This window comes from Candidatus Saccharibacteria bacterium oral taxon 488, assembly GCA_010202465.1.
Taxonomy (GTDB): Bacteria; Patescibacteriota; Saccharimonadia; order Saccharimonadales; family Saccharimonadaceae; genus Nanosynbacter.
This window is the reverse complement of sequence record CP047919.1, coordinates 395,375-412,676: the sequence shown is the minus strand read 5'-3', so window position 1 is coordinate 412,676 and position 17,302 is coordinate 395,375. Positions and strand designations below refer to the sequence as shown.

The following is a 17,302-nucleotide window of genomic DNA, read 5'->3' as shown; positions in this document are numbered from 1 at the left end:
ATGGTAAAGGATGTATTAAAAGAAACTGAGCGTCGTTATTATACTGGCCCGCGCGAGTGGGGCCCAGAGAACTTTGCAGGTCTCTGCATATCTCCAAGTGAGGTCGTCGAACGTGAGATTGATGGTCTCTTGCGTACCATGGCTGCAGCGGCGATTGATCCTAGAAGTGCTTTGCATGAGTTGAAGGTTAGAATTGAAGAAGGAGAGAAAGAGGATTAGTATGGCAGAACAAGCTGCAAATACTACCCCACGCGCAGAAGGCCGTCGGCCTCGCAGTCCGCGTGGTGGTCGCCGCGATGACCGGCGAAATGTGCGCGATGACGCACCAAAAGAGTTTGAAGAATTGGTCATCAACATTGACCGCGTGTCCCGCGTGGTCAAAGGTGGCCGCCGTTTCCGCTTTAAGGCGTTGGTGGTTGTTGGTAACCGCAAGGACAAGGTTGGTGTCGGTGTGGCCAAAGGTGCCGATGTGCAGGCTGCGGTCGCCAAGGCAACCTCAGTTGCTAAGAAGCACTTGATCACTTTGCCGCTGAGCGGCGAGACGATTCCGCATGACAGCGAAGTTAAGTTCTCAGGCGCCCGCGTGCTGATCAAGCCGGCTGCTCCTGGTACTGGTATCATCGCTGGTGGTGTTGTCCGGCAGATCATCGGCGTGACCGGTGTTCGTAACCTACTGACTAAGTCACTTGGCTCAACCAACAAGGTAAACATCGCTTACGCAACCATTGAAGCCTTGAAATCACTCGTTCCACGCGAAGAGTGGCTCAACGCTCAGCCAGTCAAAAAAGCTGCTAAAAAGGAGGCTAAGTAATGAAATACAACGATCTCCAAGTTTCAGCAAACAAGAATAAAAAGCGCGTCGGTCGCGGTATCGCTGCTGGCCAGGGTAAAACCGCTGGTCGCGGTACCAAGGGTCAGAACGCCCGCACTGGTAAAAAGCTTCGCGCCATGTTCCAGGGTGGTCAGCGTCCATTGGCTCAGGCTGTACCAAAAGCTCGTGGTTTTAAGAGCTTGCGCACGCCAGCTCAGGTAGTCTACCTCGACCACTTGAACGCCTTTGACGGCAAAACCGTTGACAACGCGCTGCTGTTTACCGAAGGCTACATCGCCACACCATTCCACACGGTCAAGGTGATCGCTCGCGGTGAATTGAAGGCTAAGGTTGACTTGAAAGTACAGGCTGCGTCTGCTTCAGTCGTTACAGCGATTGAAAAAGCCGGCGGCTCGTTTGAGAAAGTCCCGACGCTCTTGCGTAAAAGCATGAAAGAAGCCGAGGAGAAATAATCTTCCTTTGGTGACTAGAAAATCCCCTTCGCAGGAGAAGGGGATTTTCTTTTATCTTGGTGGGTCGGATTACTTTTCGCTACATTTCTGCGGTGCAACTAAATAAATCGTTACACGCCTGTTGGCTGCATCATCACTATTATCATGGGTGGCGACTATTGGCTCAGAAACAGTAATCTTATGCTCTGGAATTCCATTAGATACCAAATCGTGCTTAATCTTATCGGCACGCTCCAAAGCCAGCTTTGAGTCCTCACCCGTCTCATTAGGGACCAGTTCAATCGAAAATTGCTTGTCAGTATTAAATTTGTAAAGCATTCCTAGCTTAGCCATTTCAACATTGGAAGTTCCACGTTGGTATTGCGTTGAATCTGGCTTAAAGATAATGCTACGAAAGTTAAACTTGCCGTTCTCTAACACAAAATAGCCATCCTTTACGTGTGTATAGCCAGATCTTCGAAAATCTGCAGACGTTAGGCATTTTGTGGCCTTCGTAGTTGAGCCTTGTTGATTGTCTTCATCCTCCTCATTGTCATTATTCTTATCGGGCCTGGTCGCTCGCTGACGTGAAGTTGTTGTATCAGCTGAAGAAGTGGAGTTATTCGACACAATAATAATTGTTATGATAACCCCAACTATCACCAACACGCCGACAATCGCCAGCATAATCCATAGCCATAGCTTACTTTTCTTTGGCGGATAATGTGGCGGTAATTCTGGGCTTAGCTGCGGCATTGGCGATGGAGTTACTGGAGTTTCGGGCTGCTGTTGCATATGACACCTCAATCTTGCGTTATGTTAATTATTTCAATTATAGCGCATGTGCTTTATGTTTTTAGTATGGAAATATCGGCCGCGGTCATGTATAATTGACAGAGTTAAGAATTGTTAGTGACTATGAGGGGCTAAAACATGAATTGGAGAATAATTTTCCGGTCGCTGAAAAATAAAGATATGCAGAAACGCCTGGCCATTGTGGTGGGGATTATTGTGGTGTATCGAATGCTGGCGCATATTCCGGTGCCGCTGGCGAATCCGACACAGATGAAGACGGCACTGGCAGCGGCGCTGGGGCAGACCGACCTCGGTGGGTTCTTGAACTTGCTCTCGGGCGGCGCGCTAGCGAGCTTTTCACTCGTACTGGTTGGACTCAGCCCATTTATTACCGCCAGCATCATCACCCAGCTGCTCACCAAGGCCATTCCAAAGCTTGAAGAGCTGCACAAGGACGGCGAATCAGGCAGGCGCAAGATCCAGCAGTGGACGCGGCGGCTAACCATCCCACTGGCTATCGTCCAGTCAATCGCCTTTATCTTCCTGTTGCGCCAGACGGTGCTGGCTGGTGGTACGACCACGCTGAGCGATCCGACGATGCTCGAGTGGACAGTTGGCGTGACGGCAATGACGGCCGGTTCGGTGTTACTCATGTGGCTGGGTGAATTGATCACCGAGCAAGGTATCGGTAATGGTATCTCTATCTTGATTTTCGCTGGTATCATCAGCCAGATCCCGCAGATGCTCGGCTCACTCATCTCGTCGCTCGGCAACACCTCGGCTGGCGGACTGAACGTCTTTAACTGGTTTACCCTGCCGGTCAATCCAACCGTCTTTTGGCTGGTGGTGATCATGGCTATCGCCTCACTCATCGTTCTCTATTTCCTGGTGAAAATTAATGAAGCCCAGCGCGTCATCACTATCAACTACGCCAAGCGTATCCACGGCAACTCCAGCTACGGTGGTATCAAGAGCATCCTGCCGGTCAAGCTAATCGCTGCTGGCGTCATCCCGGTCATCTTTGCCGTCGCCTTCCTCAGCTTGCCGCAATTCATCGGCCAAGTCATGAAGGCATCAGGCAATCCAAACCTGCAAAACACTGCTAACACCCTGATCACGTGGTTCCAGGCACCCAACCCAGGCTCCTTTACCGGCAGTACCTGGGAGGCGTTCATTTACCCGACGCTGTATTTCCTCCTAGTTATTGCCTTTACCTATTTTTACACCGGGATCGTCTTTAACGCCAACGAAATCGCTGAGAATCTGCAAAAGCAGGGCGGCTTTATCGAGGGTGTTCGACCCGGTGAACAAACCGAAAAGTATCTGATGCGCACCGTCAATCGCTTGATTTTGTTCGGCTCAATCGTTCTTGGTATCATTGCTATCTTGCCGTTTGTCGCTGAATATTTGATGTATCACCTGGCGGCAATCCGCGGCTCGCGTCTGTCGATCGGTGGTACCGGGCTGCTCATCGTGGTCTCGGTCGGCCTCGAGTCACTGCGCCAGCTCAACTCGCGCGCTCTGATGGTTACCTATGACGACTTTGACCCAGACGAACTGACCAAGAAAAAGTCGAAAAAACGACGCTCGTCCCTCTTGTAATCGCCGAGACGATACGGTATAATTGACAACTGTAACTTATGGCGAGTCAAAAGGAAGTCATCAAGATGATTGGTAAGGTGGTGGAAGCACTGCCTAATACCCAATTTCGGGTGGAACTGGAGAATGGCCATAGTATCATCGCGCACATTTCGGGACGGATGCGCAAGAATTACATCCGCCTGGTGCCTGGTGATAGGGTGGAAGTCGAGATGACTCCTTACGATCTCACAAAGGGTCGCATCGTCTTTCGCCTCAAGGAGGAGCGACCAGCGCACGTGGCTCGAAACACGCGGCGCTCGTCATAATACTAACGATAATCTCGGGTTTACTCGGGAAGGGAGATTTCAGAGCACTTTATGAAAGTTCGTGCAAGTGTCAAGAAGATCGACAAAGATCCCAAGAAAGGTGACAAGCTAGTGCGCCGCAAAGGCCGCCTATACGTCATCAACAAACGAAAACCTAAGAACAAGCAAAGGCAGGGTTAAGCATGGCTCGAATTGCTGGGGTAGTTATCCCAACAGAGAAGCAGGTACAAATCGCGCTCACCTATATTTATGGGATTGGGCCAAAGCACGCTTCGAGCATCCTTGCGGCGGCTAAGATTGAGCCGACCACTCGGGTGAAAGATCTCACCGAGGCTGAAGAAAACAAGATTCGCGAAATTATCGACAGCGAATACACCGTTGAGGGTGATCTCCAGCGCTTGGTGACGAATAATATTAAGCGCTTGAAGGATATCAACGCCTATCGCGGTCTTCGCCATAAAGCAGGACTGCCGACACGCGGACAGCGGACTCGTACGAATGCACGAACTCGCAAGGGTCGCGCCATCGCCGTGGGCGGTACACAACCAAAAGCAGCAAGTAAGACCTAAAGAAAGGACTAAGAAATGGCAGACGCAAAATCTACCAAGAAGAAGCAGCGCCGATCAGTCCCAGCTGGTCAGCTGCATATTCAAGCAACATTTAACAACACCATCGTTACTTTTTCCGACAAGAAAGGTAACGTGTTGACCGCTTCATCAGCTGGTGCATGTGGTTTCCGTGGTAGCAAAAAAGGCACCGCCTATGCTTCACAGGTTGCTGCTGAGAAAGCTGCTGAAGCTGCGAAAACTCAGTATGGTTTGAAATCAGTTGACGTTTTCGTCAAAGGTGTCGGTTTGGGCCGTGACGCCGCTATTCGTGCGATTGGCGCCTTCGACATCTCAGTAGAAAGTATTAAGGACGTAACTGGCGTGCCTCACGGCGGTGTCCGTCCACGAAAGGCACGGAGGGCATAATTATGGCACGAGATAATTCACCGATTGTCAAGCAAAGCCGCCGCGAAGGTTATGCGCTTCATCCAAAAGCACATAAAGTTTTGGCACGAAAATCTGGCATTCCAGGTCAGCACGCACACAGCCGACATAGCAAGCCAAGCTTGTACGCCACGCAGCTGCGCGAAAAGCAAAAAGTTCGCCGCCTGTATGGTTTAGTGGAAAAGCAATTTGCTCGGCTGATGAACGAAGCAACTCGCGCCCAAGAAGGTTTGGCAGGCGAAAATCTGCTCAAGTTGCTGGAGCGCCGCTTGGATAATGTCGTTTATCGTTCTGGATTCGCTGTTAGCCGCCGCGCTGCTCGCCAACTAGTCAGCCACGGCCACTTTGAGCTAAACGGCCGCCGCGTCGATATTCCATCGATTCGCGTTAAAGCTGGCGACGTCATCACCGTTCGCCCAAAGAGCACCAAATCTGAGTACTTTACGCAAATTGACAACGTGATCAACAATTCAATCCAAGGCCCGCTGAGCTGGCTAAAGAGCGATAGCAAGAAGTTGAAGATTGAAGTGACTGGTTTGCCAAAGCGCGAGGAAGCAGAAGCTGATATCAACGAGCAATTAATTGTTGAGTATTACTCACGATAAAAGAAGGGTTAGGGAAGAATTATGGCAAAAGCAATTTACAATCCAGCACTCGCGAGCGTTGATGATGTTTCCGCGACCAGTGCAACCTTTCTGATCGAGCCGATGCACGCCGGCTACGGCAATACATTAGGTAACTCAATGCGCCGTGTCTTGCTCTCCAGCATCCGTGGTGGCGCGATCGTTGCCTTTCGTATTGAGGGCGCGACGCACGAATTCACCACTGTCGAGGGCATCAAAGAAGATGTCGTTGACATCATGCTGAACCTAAAGGGTGTGCGACTCCGCGTTCACACTGACGAGCCAGTTGAGCTGCGTCTGGAAAAAACTGGTGGTGTTATCACCGCTGGCGACATCCAAGCAAACGGCGAAGTAGAAGTTGTTAACCCAGACCACATCATCGCTACCATTGATGATCCGAACAAGACCGTCATCATGGACTTGGTGGCAGAAGCTGGCCGTGGCTATCAGACGATTGAAGAGTCGAGTGCCAATCGGTTGCACTCCGACATGATTGCGCTCGACGCTATCTTTACACCGGTGCTGCGCGTTCGCTACAAGGTCGACTCGACCCGTGTTGGCGACGAGACCAACCTCGAGAAGCTGGCCCTGACGGTTGAGACCGACGGCACGATGACACCGCGCGAAGCCTTTGAGGAGGCAGCAGCGATTCTCGTCAGTCAATATAGCGCGCTGGCAGGCTCGACCGTAGTGACTGGTGCGCCAGCGCTGGGCAACGACGAGGCAGATGATTCTGAACTTGACATGTCGATCGAAGAATTAAACCTAAGCGCCCGCACCACGAACGCGCTGATTAACAATGAAATCCGCACCATTCGCGACCTGGTGACTTTGACCGAGCAAGATTTGCGAGAATTGAAAGGCTTTGGTTCAAAGGCGCTGGATGAAGTACGCGACAAGATGGCGGAGTTGGAGTTTTAACTATGCATAGACACGGATATCAAGGGCGCAAGTTCGGCCGTGAGCGTGATCAACGGCGAGCCTTGCTCAAAGGGCTGGCAACCAGCCTGGTTGATCACGGCAAAATCGAGACCACCTTGCCGAAAGCCAAAGAGCTGAAGCGCCACATTGAAAAAATCATCACCAAGGCGAAGAAGGGCGATCTAGCCAGCCGCCGCCAGGTGATCGCAGCACTCAGCACTCGCGCTGCTGCTTACAAGCTCGTTGATGAAATTGCCCCACAACTCGGCGGCCGCACCAGCGGACATGTTCGCGTTGAACGCACCCGCCTACGTGTTGGCGACGGCGCACAAATGGCAATCATCGAGTTTGTCGACGACATCAAACCAATGCCAAAGAAGGAGAAATAAGATGAAGACGTATTCACAAAAACCATCTGACGTTTCTCGCCGCTGGGTATTGTTTGACGCGAGCGAATTACCACTCGGTCGCTTGGCAACTGAAATTGCTAAACACCTGACCGGTAAATATAAGCCAACCTACACACCACACGTTGATGGTGGCGACTACGTCGTGGTTATCAACGCTGCAAACACCGTCGTTACTGGCTACAAGGAAACTGACAAGTACTACTACCGTCACAGTGGTTTCCCAGGCGGCATCAAAGAAACGCAGTTCAAAGAAATGCGTGAACGCCACCCAGAACGAATTATTGAAGAAGCTGTCAAAGGCATGTTGCCAAAGAACAAATTGCAAGCAGAACGCCTCAAACGCCTGCGCGTATTTGCCGGTAGCGAGCATGCTCACACAGCACAAACCCCAGAGAAAGTTGAGGTAAAGTAATATGGCTACTGATACCTATTTCTACGGCCTGGGACGACGCAAAAGTGCTTCGGCAAGCGTTCGCTTGCTTCCTGGCAAGGGTACCATCACCATCAACGGCAAAGCAGCCGCTGAGTACTTGGATGGCAATAAAACCTTGCTAGCAGAAGTGACCGACCCACTAGCTGTCGTCAGCAAGCAAAAGGAATACGACGTTACCATCTTGGTCAAAGGTGGTGGCCTCGCTGGTCAAGTTGACGCCATCAAGCTTGGCATCGCTAAAGCATTGACGGCTGCTCACGCTGACCTGCGCCCAGTCTTGAAGAAGGCTGAGCTGCTCAAGCGTGACCCACGCGAGAAAGAGCGCAAGAAATACGGTCTACGTTCTGCCCGCAAGCGCGAACAATTCTCCAAGCGTTAAACAGAGGAGAAACCAATTCTCGAAAATACCCCGTCTCATATGCAGGCGGGGTATTTTCATAGTATACTAAGACTATGTTTGACCGGATTATTCATCGCTGGCTACGTATTCCTTACACCTTAAATGTGCATTATTTTTGCTGCCCAGACAATCCAAAGTCTACTACGATTTTACTTGTCCATGGATTAGGCACCTCATGGCGCACCTGGAAGCCATTGACACAATATCTGCCCAAGGACGCGCGGGTTATTGCTATTGACATGCTGGGATTTGGCAATTCGCCAAAGCCCGACTGGAAATCATACAACGTCCAAGATCAAGCTACCAGCATCGCCGCCACTCTGCGCCGCGAATCAATCACTCATCTTGACATCGTCATTGGCCACTCTATGGGATCGCTGGCCGCCGTAGAGCTCGCTAAAAAATATCCAAAATTAGCTCAGTCACTAATCCTATGCAGCCCGCCAATATATCACCCTAAGATTGACGAGAAAATCCATCATCTAGAAAAAATATTACGCGCCTTATATGGTCTCATCAACAAGCATCCGAGGAGCTCAAAACGTCTATTACAGTTTGCCGACCGACATAATATATGGCCCGACGCGGGATTTAAGGCCGATAAAATTACTGCTAAATCCTTCCTGACCGCTCTAAATACGGCAATAATCAATCAAACCACGATGACTGATATATCACAACTGAAACTGCCAATCACTATTCTGTCAGGCAAACTCGACCCACTGATCGTCGAACGGAATTTGAAGAAACTAGCCAAAGAGCATAAGAATATCGCCCATCGCTCGATGACCATGCAAGGGCACGAAATAACGGATACATACGCTGAGCGCTTGTCCGGACTAATCAGGCAGCACTTTGCGGGCGAGTATCCGTCAAAATCTACAAGTCGCACAAAAAGATTAAGAAAATGATCTATAATTGAGATCGGGTCCAAGCCCAGACTATCGTATCAATGAATCTGTATAGCGATGCCAAGTAGCGTATACTAACAATATAACCATCCCCATAAAATCAAAGGAGACCGCATGACAGCAGTAAAACAAACTATCGGCGTTATCGGTTCGCTGGGCGATTTGGGTTCGCAACTGGTGCGGTGCGCTAAGAAGTACGGCTTTCTAGTCCGCGAATTTGACATAGCCGACCGCCACACCAGCATAGAAGAGTTATCTGATTGTGAAATTATTCACGTGTGCGCGCCCCTGGAAAATTTTACCGTACCGCCCGTAAGGGGTCTAATAATTTTGCACGATAGCGTTATGGACACCAGCCGCCGATTTAACGGTCAGCTTGACCAAAAAGCCGCTGTTGTCCATTTGCTAATGAATAGCGCTCAGCGAGCGGTTGTCGCCAGCGACCAGCCAAACGCCGAGGCGGCAGCCAGCCATCTGCAGCAATTAGGATTTAACCCAATTTCTATGCCAGTCGATGAGCATGACCGAATCATTGCCCGGTCGCAAGCGCCGCTGGCACTGCTTTGCGACGCGCTGCTGCCTGAATTGTTTCAATTGGATAAAGAAGGCCGGCTGACGCCATCGGGTGAAACGCTGGCAGAAACTTTACGCTCCCGCACACTTATTTGGACGCCAGCCACTCGCCGGGCAATCTTGCGCAACCCTCAACTGCGCGAACTTATTAGCGAACTGTCGAATATCCTAGGCCAAGTACAGCCGCCAGATAAATAATCCTTCAAATCCAAACCGCACACTTCCTGTCAAATGCTATACTAAATAGCATGAACCAAGAACCTCCATATTACAATTTACAGCACAGGCATCGCCCGCGCTGGATTGGTATTTTATTAGCATTTTTACTAGGTATCCCAATGATAATTGGTCTATGGCTGCTGCTGTGGCGGTGGAACTACGTATCGTATTTAACTGGGCCCATCGGCGCAGGCATCATCTACCTAATATATAGTTTTATAACCCAGGAAGAAAAACCGCCGCTCCTTGATATCATTTTATTAATCTCAGCCTCTATACTCGGCACGGTAATCGGTTTCGCTGTTTGTCTGGCTGAATCGTTGCATATTTATACTAAAATCGGGTTCTTAGCAATGGTAGAATTTATCGTTTCGCCGCCAACATGGACAATATTATGGAAAGCAAATCCGATGGCTATCCTCTCGCTCTTATTCTCAATCGGTTTATCTGTTTACATCATTTTATGGGTTTGGCGCATATCCAAGCGAGCTGTTTTATAGAATATTCGCGGATTTTAGCCGTTGGCGTTATAATCACCCCATGACCATGAAACGGCACTTCATCAGCACCGCCTGGCAAAGCACGCGTTTTCGCCGCGGCTTGTTGAATTGTTCGTAAATTTCTTCTGAAAAACTAACCATGAATAGAGGCCGCGCGCGGCCTTTTTTATATAACCAAAGGAGGAATCATGAAACAAAGAATAATTATCATTGGCGGCATGGGACCGCAGGCGAGCTTGAAACTACACCGGCGAATAATTCGGCAGGCGCTAGCAAACGGCGCGAAGGCTGGCACGGATTTTCCGCATATAGTTCATTTGTCACTACCAGTTCCTGATTTTATCGCCAACGAATCGCGGCGCAGCGAAGCCTTGGAAATTATCATAAACGAACTGAAAAACATTGACGCGTCGATGGACGATGTTATCATAATTGCCTGCAATACCGCGCATTTACTACAGCCAGATATTGCACGGCAGCTGAATATTCGCATAACTTCCATGGTGGATGCCGCAATTGATTACGTTAGCCGCCATCATAAAACAATTCGATTGCTAGCGTCGCCGACAGCCATCCGCACCGGACTATATGACAAGCCGTTGAAAGCCGCCGGAGTAACCGTATTAACGCCGGATAAGGACGAAGAACAAGCGCTGGAAGTAATAATTCGCGCAGTAATTTCTGGTCAGGCAATACCGCAGTCAGCACTGGATAAAATACCAATAACAATCCAGTCCGAGCAGGCAAACGCAGCAAACTATCCGCCGATACTATTAGGCTGCACCGAGCTATCCTGCGCCTTCGCCGAAAAATCAAACACCATTGACCCAATGAATATTTTATTACGTTACTTAACAACCAAAGGAGTGTTATAATGAATACAATGAAACCAACCAAACCCGTCATCCTCACTGGCGTGCGCGCCAACAACGATATTCACATTGGCAATTATTTTGGCGCCATTTTGCCGATTGTCGACATGGCGAAGCGCCGCTCGGCTGATTATGATATCAATCTGTTCATCCCAGATCTACACAGCTTCACCACGCCAATCGACCACAGCAAGTTGTATGAGAGCATTCTCAGTAACGCCTGGATTTATACGGCGGCGGGGTTGCCGCTGGATAACGAGGCCATTCATTTGTACCGCCAAAGCCGCGTCCCGGCGCACAGCGAGCTGGCGTGGATTTTGGACTGTTTCACCGGGTTTGGCGAGATGAGCCGAATGACGCAGTTTAAGGATAAATCGCGCAAATTCATAGGCAATAAAATGTCTGAGGATACCACAGTAGATCATCGGAATATATCGGAAATTATCCAAAGCAATACCTCTGCTCATTTATTAAACTCTCCTATGCTAATGGCTTTAGAGAAGGCCACTTACAATAATGCGTCTGTTGGCCTGTTCAACTACCCAGTCCTGATGGCCGCCGATATCTTGCTCTACGGTGCCACTTACGTGCCAGTTGGCGACGACCAGACGCAGCACCTGGAATTTACCCGCGACATTGCCGAGCGGATGAACCGCAAATTTGGCGACTTATTCATCGTACCTAAGCCAGTCGCCCAGCAGCACCAATTCTTCGGCAACGACCAGGGTCTGAGGATCAAAGATCTAGTCAACCCAACCAAAAAAATGAGTAAATCCGACGACAGCGGTAAAGGCGTCATTTTCCTCGGCGATGAACCGCAGATAGCCTACAAAAAAATCATGAGTGCCACTACCGACTCGCTGGGCACAGTACAGTACGACCGCGACAACCAGCCGGGCATTTCCAATCTGCTGGAGATTTTGACCCTGGTACGCCAAGACGCTGGACGAGACGTCAGCTTGGAGCAGACCATCAGCCAGTACGCCGGCATGGAGCGCTACGGCAACTTCAAGCGAATCGTGGCTGATGAAGTAGCCGAATTCTTGGCGAATTTCCAAACGCGCCTGGCGGCAGTTGACGAGCAGGCCATCGAACGCAAACTGGAATCCAGCGAGCGCGACATGAACCTCGTCGCTAACACAACCTTGCACCGCGTCCAGACGGCCGTGGGGCTACGGAGATAGTATGGTGATGGCAAGTTGTCTCACCAAGCGGGGAACGCCGCCAGATCAAGCGCCGCAGATGTCTAGCCGCCCAAACCGCAGAGGACACGCCGCGTGAAAATTTTGCCGCGCACCGTCCTCAAAATCGCCAGATTGTACCAGCTGGCAGACGACAATACGCCCGTCAAAGCCTTGCGCCATCTGAAGGTTCAGACGGACGAATCGCACATTGTGGCGGAGTTTATCTTGAACAAGCAGCATTTCGCTGTGCTCTACGGTTCGATCATTGACGAGGAATCAATTGACGAATTGTGGCCCGGTAGGCCCGCCAACGCCGAGATGTTACCAAACCCGCTTGATTCGAGCTGCACCGAGACGCCGTTTCAGGGCAAGTTTGTCATGATGTTTCGAATTGTGCCGACCAAGCAGCGCCTGGACATCCACTTGTCCACGGACTTTGACCCGTCAATTTCGCGCAGCCTTTGGCAAAAACACATCAAAGCCGGGCATGTTTCGGTCAATCAGCGCGTAGTAACGACGCCGAAATTTGAGGTCGACGAGACTGACGAGATCGCCGTCAAGCTGCCAGAGCAGGAGCAGGCCAGCGCAGAACTGCCGGTTCTATACGAAGATGATGACGTGATGGTGGTCAATAAGCCAAGCGGGCTATTGACCCACGCCAAAGGTGGACTATCGACCGAGCCGACGGTGGCAGAAATTATTCGCCCCAGGACGTCGTTTGCCTCGGATACCGACCGGCCGGGCATTGTCCATCGGCTTGACCGCGACACTTCGGGCGTGCTGATTATCGCCAAAACTGCTGACGCTGCGACCCACTTACAACGGCAATTCGCCCAGCGCACCACCAAAAAAACCTACCTCGCGGTGACCGACGGCGTGCCGAAATTAGCCGCCGCGAAGATCGACCTACCGATTGGCCGCAACCCAGCCGCGCCCAGCACCTTCCGCGTCAACCCGAACGGCAAACCCGCCCAGACGACCTACCGCGTACTGGCGGCGGCTGACAACCAGGCGCTGATTGAGCTCAAACCCACCACCGGTCGTACCCATCAGCTGCGCGTCCATATGGCACACCTAGCCACACCAATTCTCGGCGACCGCGTTTACGGCAAACCAAGCGCCAGCCGCCTGATGCTCCACGCCCACAAATTAGAAATCACGCTGCCATCAGGTGAACAAACCACCTTTGAAGCGGCCGTTCCAGAGGAGTTTCAACAATTGTTTCCAAAGGTCGCCGTAACCCCGAACGAGCCTGGTGAGGCTGCTCATGCCTAACCCGCACCCAGTGAACATGCCAATACTGGCACATCGCGACCGCACGCCACTACATCAACTCGCCGATCGACTGCCGCAGGCACTGATCATCACCGCCGAGCGTGGGCTGGACGGCATGGGTGCCGCTGAATACCTAGCAACACTCACACCATCGGAGGTGCTTCGGCTGCAGCCGCTGGAGGCAAAAACCACGATTACAACCGAGCAGGTCCGCACCATGATCGCCATGCTGCGCACGCACGCCACGGTTCGCCGCGTTATCGTTATCAATCCAGCCGACCAGATGAGCGAGGCGGCACAGAATGCGCTTCTCAAATCCCTAGAGGAGCCAAACACCAACACGCATTTTTTGCTCGTGACCGAGAACGAACAGCAGCTGCTGGCCACCATTCGTTCGCGCTGTCAAGTGCTGACCTTGCACCGCACCTCGCAGGTGCAGGACGAAACGCTACTTGACGCCACCTCACTCACCGCCAGCGAGCGGCGCCAAATCCTGTTCCTAGCCGCCGGACGGCCGCTGCTTATCCGCCAATTAGCACGCACGCCGAAATTACTGTCCGAATATCAAGCCATCGCCGCTGACGCCAAATGCATCCTCTCTACGCCAGGCTCATACGAAGCACTACGCACGCTGCCATCCTATTTCACCGACCGCGCCAAAGCCCTCCAATTGATCGACATCCTCCTCACCATGGTGGCGTTTCAGATGAAAACTCAGCCGAGCCCCGCGCACCAGCCTCTCCTTGATCGGATCATCACCGCCGAGACGCGACTGACGCATAATGGCAATGTGCGGCTGGCGCTACTCAATATTGTGGTATAATGGATGCATATGTCTGGATTATTAGTTATCCTGCTAGTTATGGTGTGGGCAGTTTGGTATCAGCCATCAGTCGGCGAAGCGCAAAACTTACCAGTTAAATTGTCAGAGAAACTCGATAAGCTCTGGGCCATCGCTCAAGAGTCGCTGCGCGAAAACAAATATCTGCGTGCCGAGAAGGCACTCCTAACCATCCTGCGCGTCGATGAGAAAAATGCCACGGCCTACAACCGCCTGGGGATTTTATACGCCAAGCAGCGCGCCTACAAGGACGCCATCGAATGTTTTGAAATCGCCCAGAGCCTCGAGCCGAGCGCCTCGAGCCTGCACAATGTCGGCCTCATTTACTACGAGACGCAAGATTATGTCAAGGCGGCGCTGGCATTTGAGCAGGCGCTTGATATGGAAGCCAATCATGCCGCCCGGCACATCGCCTACGCCAAGGTTCAGGAGAAATTAGGCAACACCAAGAAAATGCTGGCGGCGCTGGAGAAGGCCGCCGAGCTTGAACCGACGCCGCACACACTGAACACACTCGCTCAAGCCTACGACAGCACCAAGCAGCCCGAACAAGCCGCCAAGCTTCGCGAGCGCGCCACGGCCATGCTCACGCCCGACAAACCAGCCGCCGCCCCGCGCCATTCGCAGCACCCAGCCCACCCTCAGCAGGCACGCCAGCCGCGGCAACAATCACGAAAAGTGATCATGTAGACCTTGTCTTGGGCTGCAAAACTTGCTACAATCATTCAAGATGCCGATTTAGCTCAGCTGGTTAGAGCAGCTGTTTTGTAAACAGCAGGTCCTGGGTTCGAATCCCTGAATCGGCTCCATTTGCGTCGCCCCCGCACCAAGCGTGTAAAAACGTGCGGACGCCGCGGTACAGCAAGTTCCATGCCGGAATCGTGTAGTGGCAATCACAGGAGACTGTAAATCTCCCGCCGTCAGGCTTCGTAGGTTCGAGTCCTACTTCCGGCACCAAATAGTTATTTCAGAGAGAGCGTCCGTCGGCGCTCTTTTATTGACTTTACTCGTAAACAATGCTATAATTTCGAGCATGTTAGAGCTTATTAAGCGAGGACTGATCACTTGGAACGAGCAGAAAAATCAGCGCCTCAAACTGCAGCAGGCCTATGTCGCCCTAGCCATCATCAGCTTGACTGTCGGCGGCGGGCTAATCCTGATCAGTAATTCAGCCGCACACCTAGCTGCCTCAATCGCCGGTATCGTCGGCGTGGTCTTCTTGGTCAATAGCGTCGCCTGGACGGTACTGGACGCCATCATTGCACCGCGCTTGCCACGGCCAGCCAAGCCAACCCGAGCGCGCACCACAAAATCTACCCGTACTTCACGCTGAGTTGCTCGCCGCCGCCCGACATGCTATTATCAAATCATGAAACGATTTCCATTTGCCAAAACACTCAAAGCACTCTATAAACCATTACCACGCATGTCCAAGCAATCGCGCCAAGCGGTCGCCGACAACCTCTGGATTGTCGCCGCACTGCTGGCAGTGGTGGCTGCCTTGTCGCTAACCTCAGCCCTGTCATTACTGTCACAAGCTGATCATATCTCCCTCTTTGGCGTCGCCATATTTGTACCAAATATCGCCATCATCCGCTTGCAGCAGATCATCACGCTGATCTTTGCGATCACCGAAATTGTCCTCTTCGGACTGGCCATCTCACCGCTACGACGCAAGCAAACCCGAGGCTGGCTCTTTACTACCGCTGGCATTGTCGTTACGTTCCTTGCCACCGTTGTCACCTTTATTCTCAGCTTCTTCACTCATTACTACGACGTTGCGAGCGGAGTTGTCGCCATCGCCCTGGTCGCCGCTATGGGCTACGTGCTTAGCGAAATCGAATCTGAGTTCGACTCAGCCAAAGCAGATAAGCCAACAACCCCTAAAGCTACTGATACACCAGACCAGGCTAAAACGGAAGCCAAAGCAAAGGCTAAGAAATAGTCTCGACTCGCCATCATCTTTGCACGACCATGCGAGTGTGATACAATAACAACTGTTACTGCGCCGTTTTTAGACGTAGTAATATGCCGCGATAGCTCAGTTGGTAGAGCGCATCCATGGTAAGGATGAGGTCTCGGGTTCAAGCCCCGATCGTGGCTCCATTTTGATTTTTAGATTACTAGTAAATTTTTAGCCAGTTTTTTTGTTTTGGCGCCTTGATGTCAGTAAGGCCATAACTCCAAGATCCACAATGGTAGGTAAATTGTCGGGTATATTATTATCGCTAGGTAAAGCATTCTCAGAAATGCAAGCAATAAACAAAGATACCTCCGATAACATCGACGACAGTCTACAGAATTATTTCCATGTATACAAGTGAGCACCGAGTGTTATTTTGTGGTATACTACTATTAGTCTATTAGCATGAAAGTACAAGAATTTAAGAACAAATTAGAAAATACCTTAAGGGGTGACCTTAAAGTCTTGCAAGACAAGAATAATGATTGGGTAGTTAAGGGCTTTATAGACATTTACAAAAATATCTATACTATCTCAATAGATACAAAGGTCATATCTAAGATAATAGAGCTTATGTTGTTCCCTACGATTTCGAAGTTTGCGAGAAGCAATAAGCTAAAAATGGTGCTAGCTGAGCATCAAAATTTCTATCCTGACATTACGTTTATTGATGAGAGAGACGGGACTGTGTTTGCAGTAGATGTGAAATCTACCTATCGAGTCAGCAATACTCGAGTAAACGGTTTTACCTTGGGTGCTTTTACTGGATATTTCCGCAATCGTTCCAGTGGTAAAAATATAACTATGCCATATTCAAATTATACTTGCCACCTTGTTCTTGGGGTCATTTATACGCAGCAGCCCAATAAAATTGATGAAGAAAAAATATATACGATTGATGATTTACCGGAGATAGTCTCTGTTGTCTCTGATTTTGATTATATTGTTCAGGAAAAATATAAGATTGCCAACTCAAGGCCAGGTTCAGGAAATACAAAAAATATTGGCTCGATCACAGAGATAGAAAAGCTACATAATGGTAACGGGCCGTTCGCTAAACTTGGTGCAGATATTTTTGACGACTATTGGATGTATTACCAAACTCGTGATATGGCTGATGGTGGAAATACGCCATATTCAAATCTAAAGCAATACGTAGCATACAAGAAAAAGCTGCCGGATGCTAAATTATTAAACACCATCGACGAAGAGTTGTAGCT

At 50.6% G+C, this 17,302-nt stretch carries 25 protein-coding genes and 3 tRNA genes; 27 read left to right on the top strand and 1 reads right to left on the bottom strand.

From position 1 onward, the window contains the following. The 3 genes from GWK76_02235 to rplO are packed head-to-tail and all read left to right on the top strand — an operon-like array spanning window position 1 to window position 1,284. Window positions 1-219, top strand: coding sequence for a hypothetical protein (locus GWK76_02235; GenBank protein QHU92131.1), 219 nt, complete (start codon window positions 1-3; stop codon window positions 217-219). Window position 220: 1 nt separating this feature from the next. Then, entirely contained in the window at window positions 221-811 is a 591-nt protein-coding gene (gene rpsE, locus GWK76_02230; GenBank protein ID QHU92130.1) for a 30S ribosomal protein S5, read from the top strand. Beyond that, a complete protein-coding gene (rplO, locus tag GWK76_02225) occupies window positions 811-1,284 on the top strand; it encodes a 50S ribosomal protein L15 (protein ID QHU92129.1) in 474 nt (157 codons plus the stop codon). Before rpsE ends, rplO begins: the two co-directional genes overlap by 1 nt. A 69-nt stretch (window positions 1,285-1,353) precedes the next feature. Here rplO and GWK76_02220 read toward each other — a convergent pair whose 3' ends face one another. Then, entirely contained in the window at window positions 1,354-2,058 is a 705-nt protein-coding gene (locus tag GWK76_02220) for a hypothetical protein (protein QHU92128.1), read from the bottom strand. Between the two features lie 138 nt (window positions 2,059-2,196). On the opposite strand from GWK76_02220, the gene secY reads away from it, so the two are divergent. The 24 genes from secY (at window position 2,197) to GWK76_02100 (ending at window position 17,300) form a co-directional block, all read left to right on the top strand. Further along, a complete protein-coding gene (gene secY, locus GWK76_02215; GenBank protein QHU92127.1) occupies window positions 2,197-3,660 on the top strand; it encodes a preprotein translocase subunit SecY in 1,464 nt (487 codons plus the stop codon). 38 nt (window positions 3,661-3,698) lie between these two features. Continuing rightward, window positions 3,699-3,965: a translation initiation factor IF-1 gene (gene infA / locus GWK76_02210; GenBank protein ID QHU92126.1), complete on the top strand. Its 267-nt coding sequence runs from the start codon at window positions 3,699-3,701 to the stop codon at window positions 3,963-3,965. A 51-nt stretch (window positions 3,966-4,016) separates the two neighbouring features. After that, window positions 4,017-4,145: a 50S ribosomal protein L36 gene (rpmJ, locus tag GWK76_02205; protein QHU92125.1), complete on the top strand. Its 129-nt coding sequence runs from the start codon at window positions 4,017-4,019 to the stop codon at window positions 4,143-4,145. 2 nt (window positions 4,146-4,147) lie between these two features. Beyond that, window positions 4,148-4,534, top strand: coding sequence for a 30S ribosomal protein S13 (gene rpsM / locus GWK76_02200; protein QHU92124.1), 387 nt, complete (start codon window positions 4,148-4,150; stop codon window positions 4,532-4,534). Window positions 4,535-4,549: 15 nt separating this feature from the next. Then, the gene (rpsK, locus tag GWK76_02195; protein ID QHU92123.1) at window positions 4,550-4,939 is read left to right on the top strand and encodes a 30S ribosomal protein S11; all 390 of its coding nucleotides are present in this window, start codon (window positions 4,550-4,552) and stop codon (window positions 4,937-4,939) included. 2 nt (window positions 4,940-4,941) lie between these two features. Next, window positions 4,942-5,562, top strand: coding sequence for a 30S ribosomal protein S4 (gene rpsD, locus GWK76_02190; protein QHU92122.1), 621 nt, complete (start codon window positions 4,942-4,944; stop codon window positions 5,560-5,562). 21 nt (window positions 5,563-5,583) lie between these two features. Continuing rightward, complete coding sequence (locus GWK76_02185; GenBank protein ID QHU92121.1) at window positions 5,584-6,501, top strand: DNA-directed RNA polymerase subunit alpha; 918 nt, start codon at window positions 5,584-5,586, stop codon at window positions 6,499-6,501. A gap of 2 nt (window positions 6,502-6,503) precedes the next feature. Further along, window positions 6,504-6,890 (top strand): 50S ribosomal protein L17, encoded by a 387-nt coding sequence (gene rplQ / locus GWK76_02180; protein QHU92120.1) that lies wholly within the window; start codon window positions 6,504-6,506, stop codon window positions 6,888-6,890. A gap of 1 nt (window position 6,891) precedes the next feature. Further along, window positions 6,892-7,323 (top strand): 50S ribosomal protein L13, encoded by a 432-nt coding sequence (gene rplM, locus GWK76_02175; GenBank protein QHU92119.1) that lies wholly within the window; start codon window positions 6,892-6,894, stop codon window positions 7,321-7,323. 1 nt (window position 7,324) lies between these two features. Then, complete coding sequence (rpsI, locus tag GWK76_02170; protein QHU92118.1) at window positions 7,325-7,723, top strand: 30S ribosomal protein S9; 399 nt, start codon at window positions 7,325-7,327, stop codon at window positions 7,721-7,723. Window positions 7,724-7,797: 74 nt separating this feature from the next. Further along, window positions 7,798-8,655 carry an alpha/beta fold hydrolase gene (locus GWK76_02165; GenBank protein QHU92117.1) on the top strand — a complete coding sequence of 286 codons (858 nt, stop codon included), beginning with the start codon at window positions 7,798-7,800 and terminating at the stop codon, window positions 8,653-8,655. 114 nt (window positions 8,656-8,769) lie between these two features. Continuing rightward, entirely contained in the window at window positions 8,770-9,426 is a 657-nt protein-coding gene (locus GWK76_02160; protein ID QHU92116.1) for a hypothetical protein, read from the top strand. Between the two features lie 50 nt (window positions 9,427-9,476). After that, complete coding sequence (locus GWK76_02155) at window positions 9,477-9,947, top strand: hypothetical protein (protein ID QHU92115.1); 471 nt, start codon at window positions 9,477-9,479, stop codon at window positions 9,945-9,947. A gap of 188 nt (window positions 9,948-10,135) precedes the next feature. Further along, window positions 10,136-10,822 (top strand): amino acid racemase, encoded by a 687-nt coding sequence (locus GWK76_02150; GenBank protein ID QHU92114.1) that lies wholly within the window; start codon window positions 10,136-10,138, stop codon window positions 10,820-10,822. Further along, window positions 10,822-12,003 carry a tryptophan--tRNA ligase gene (gene trpS / locus GWK76_02145; protein ID QHU92113.1) on the top strand — a complete coding sequence of 394 codons (1,182 nt, stop codon included), beginning with the start codon at window positions 10,822-10,824 and terminating at the stop codon, window positions 12,001-12,003. Before GWK76_02150 ends, trpS begins: the two co-directional genes overlap by 1 nt. Before the next feature lie 93 nt (window positions 12,004-12,096). Continuing rightward, complete coding sequence (locus tag GWK76_02140; protein QHU92112.1) at window positions 12,097-13,278, top strand: RluA family pseudouridine synthase; 1,182 nt, start codon at window positions 12,097-12,099, stop codon at window positions 13,276-13,278. Window positions 13,279-13,294: 16 nt separating this feature from the next. Beyond that, complete coding sequence (locus GWK76_02135; protein QHU92111.1) at window positions 13,295-14,101, top strand: hypothetical protein; 807 nt, start codon at window positions 13,295-13,297, stop codon at window positions 14,099-14,101. A 9-nt stretch (window positions 14,102-14,110) separates the two neighbouring features. Next, a complete protein-coding gene (locus GWK76_02130) occupies window positions 14,111-14,809 on the top strand; it encodes a tetratricopeptide repeat protein (protein ID QHU92110.1) in 699 nt (232 codons plus the stop codon). A 42-nt stretch (window positions 14,810-14,851) separates the two neighbouring features. Then, window positions 14,852-14,928, top strand: a tRNA-Thr gene (locus GWK76_02125). A gap of 63 nt (window positions 14,929-14,991) precedes the next feature. Next, window positions 14,992-15,076: transfer RNA gene (locus tag GWK76_02120), tRNA-Tyr, on the top strand. Between the two features lie 76 nt (window positions 15,077-15,152). Further along, window positions 15,153-15,452 (top strand): hypothetical protein, encoded by a 300-nt coding sequence (locus tag GWK76_02115; protein ID QHU92109.1) that lies wholly within the window; start codon window positions 15,153-15,155, stop codon window positions 15,450-15,452. 36 nt (window positions 15,453-15,488) lie between these two features. Beyond that, complete coding sequence (locus tag GWK76_02110) at window positions 15,489-16,064, top strand: hypothetical protein (protein ID QHU92108.1); 576 nt, start codon at window positions 15,489-15,491, stop codon at window positions 16,062-16,064. A gap of 85 nt (window positions 16,065-16,149) precedes the next feature. Then, window positions 16,150-16,225, top strand: a tRNA-Thr gene (locus GWK76_02105). A 262-nt stretch (window positions 16,226-16,487) separates the two neighbouring features. Next, entirely contained in the window at window positions 16,488-17,300 is an 813-nt protein-coding gene (locus tag GWK76_02100) for a restriction endonuclease (GenBank protein QHU92107.1), read from the top strand. The last annotated feature ends 2 nt before the right edge of the window (window positions 17,301-17,302 follow it).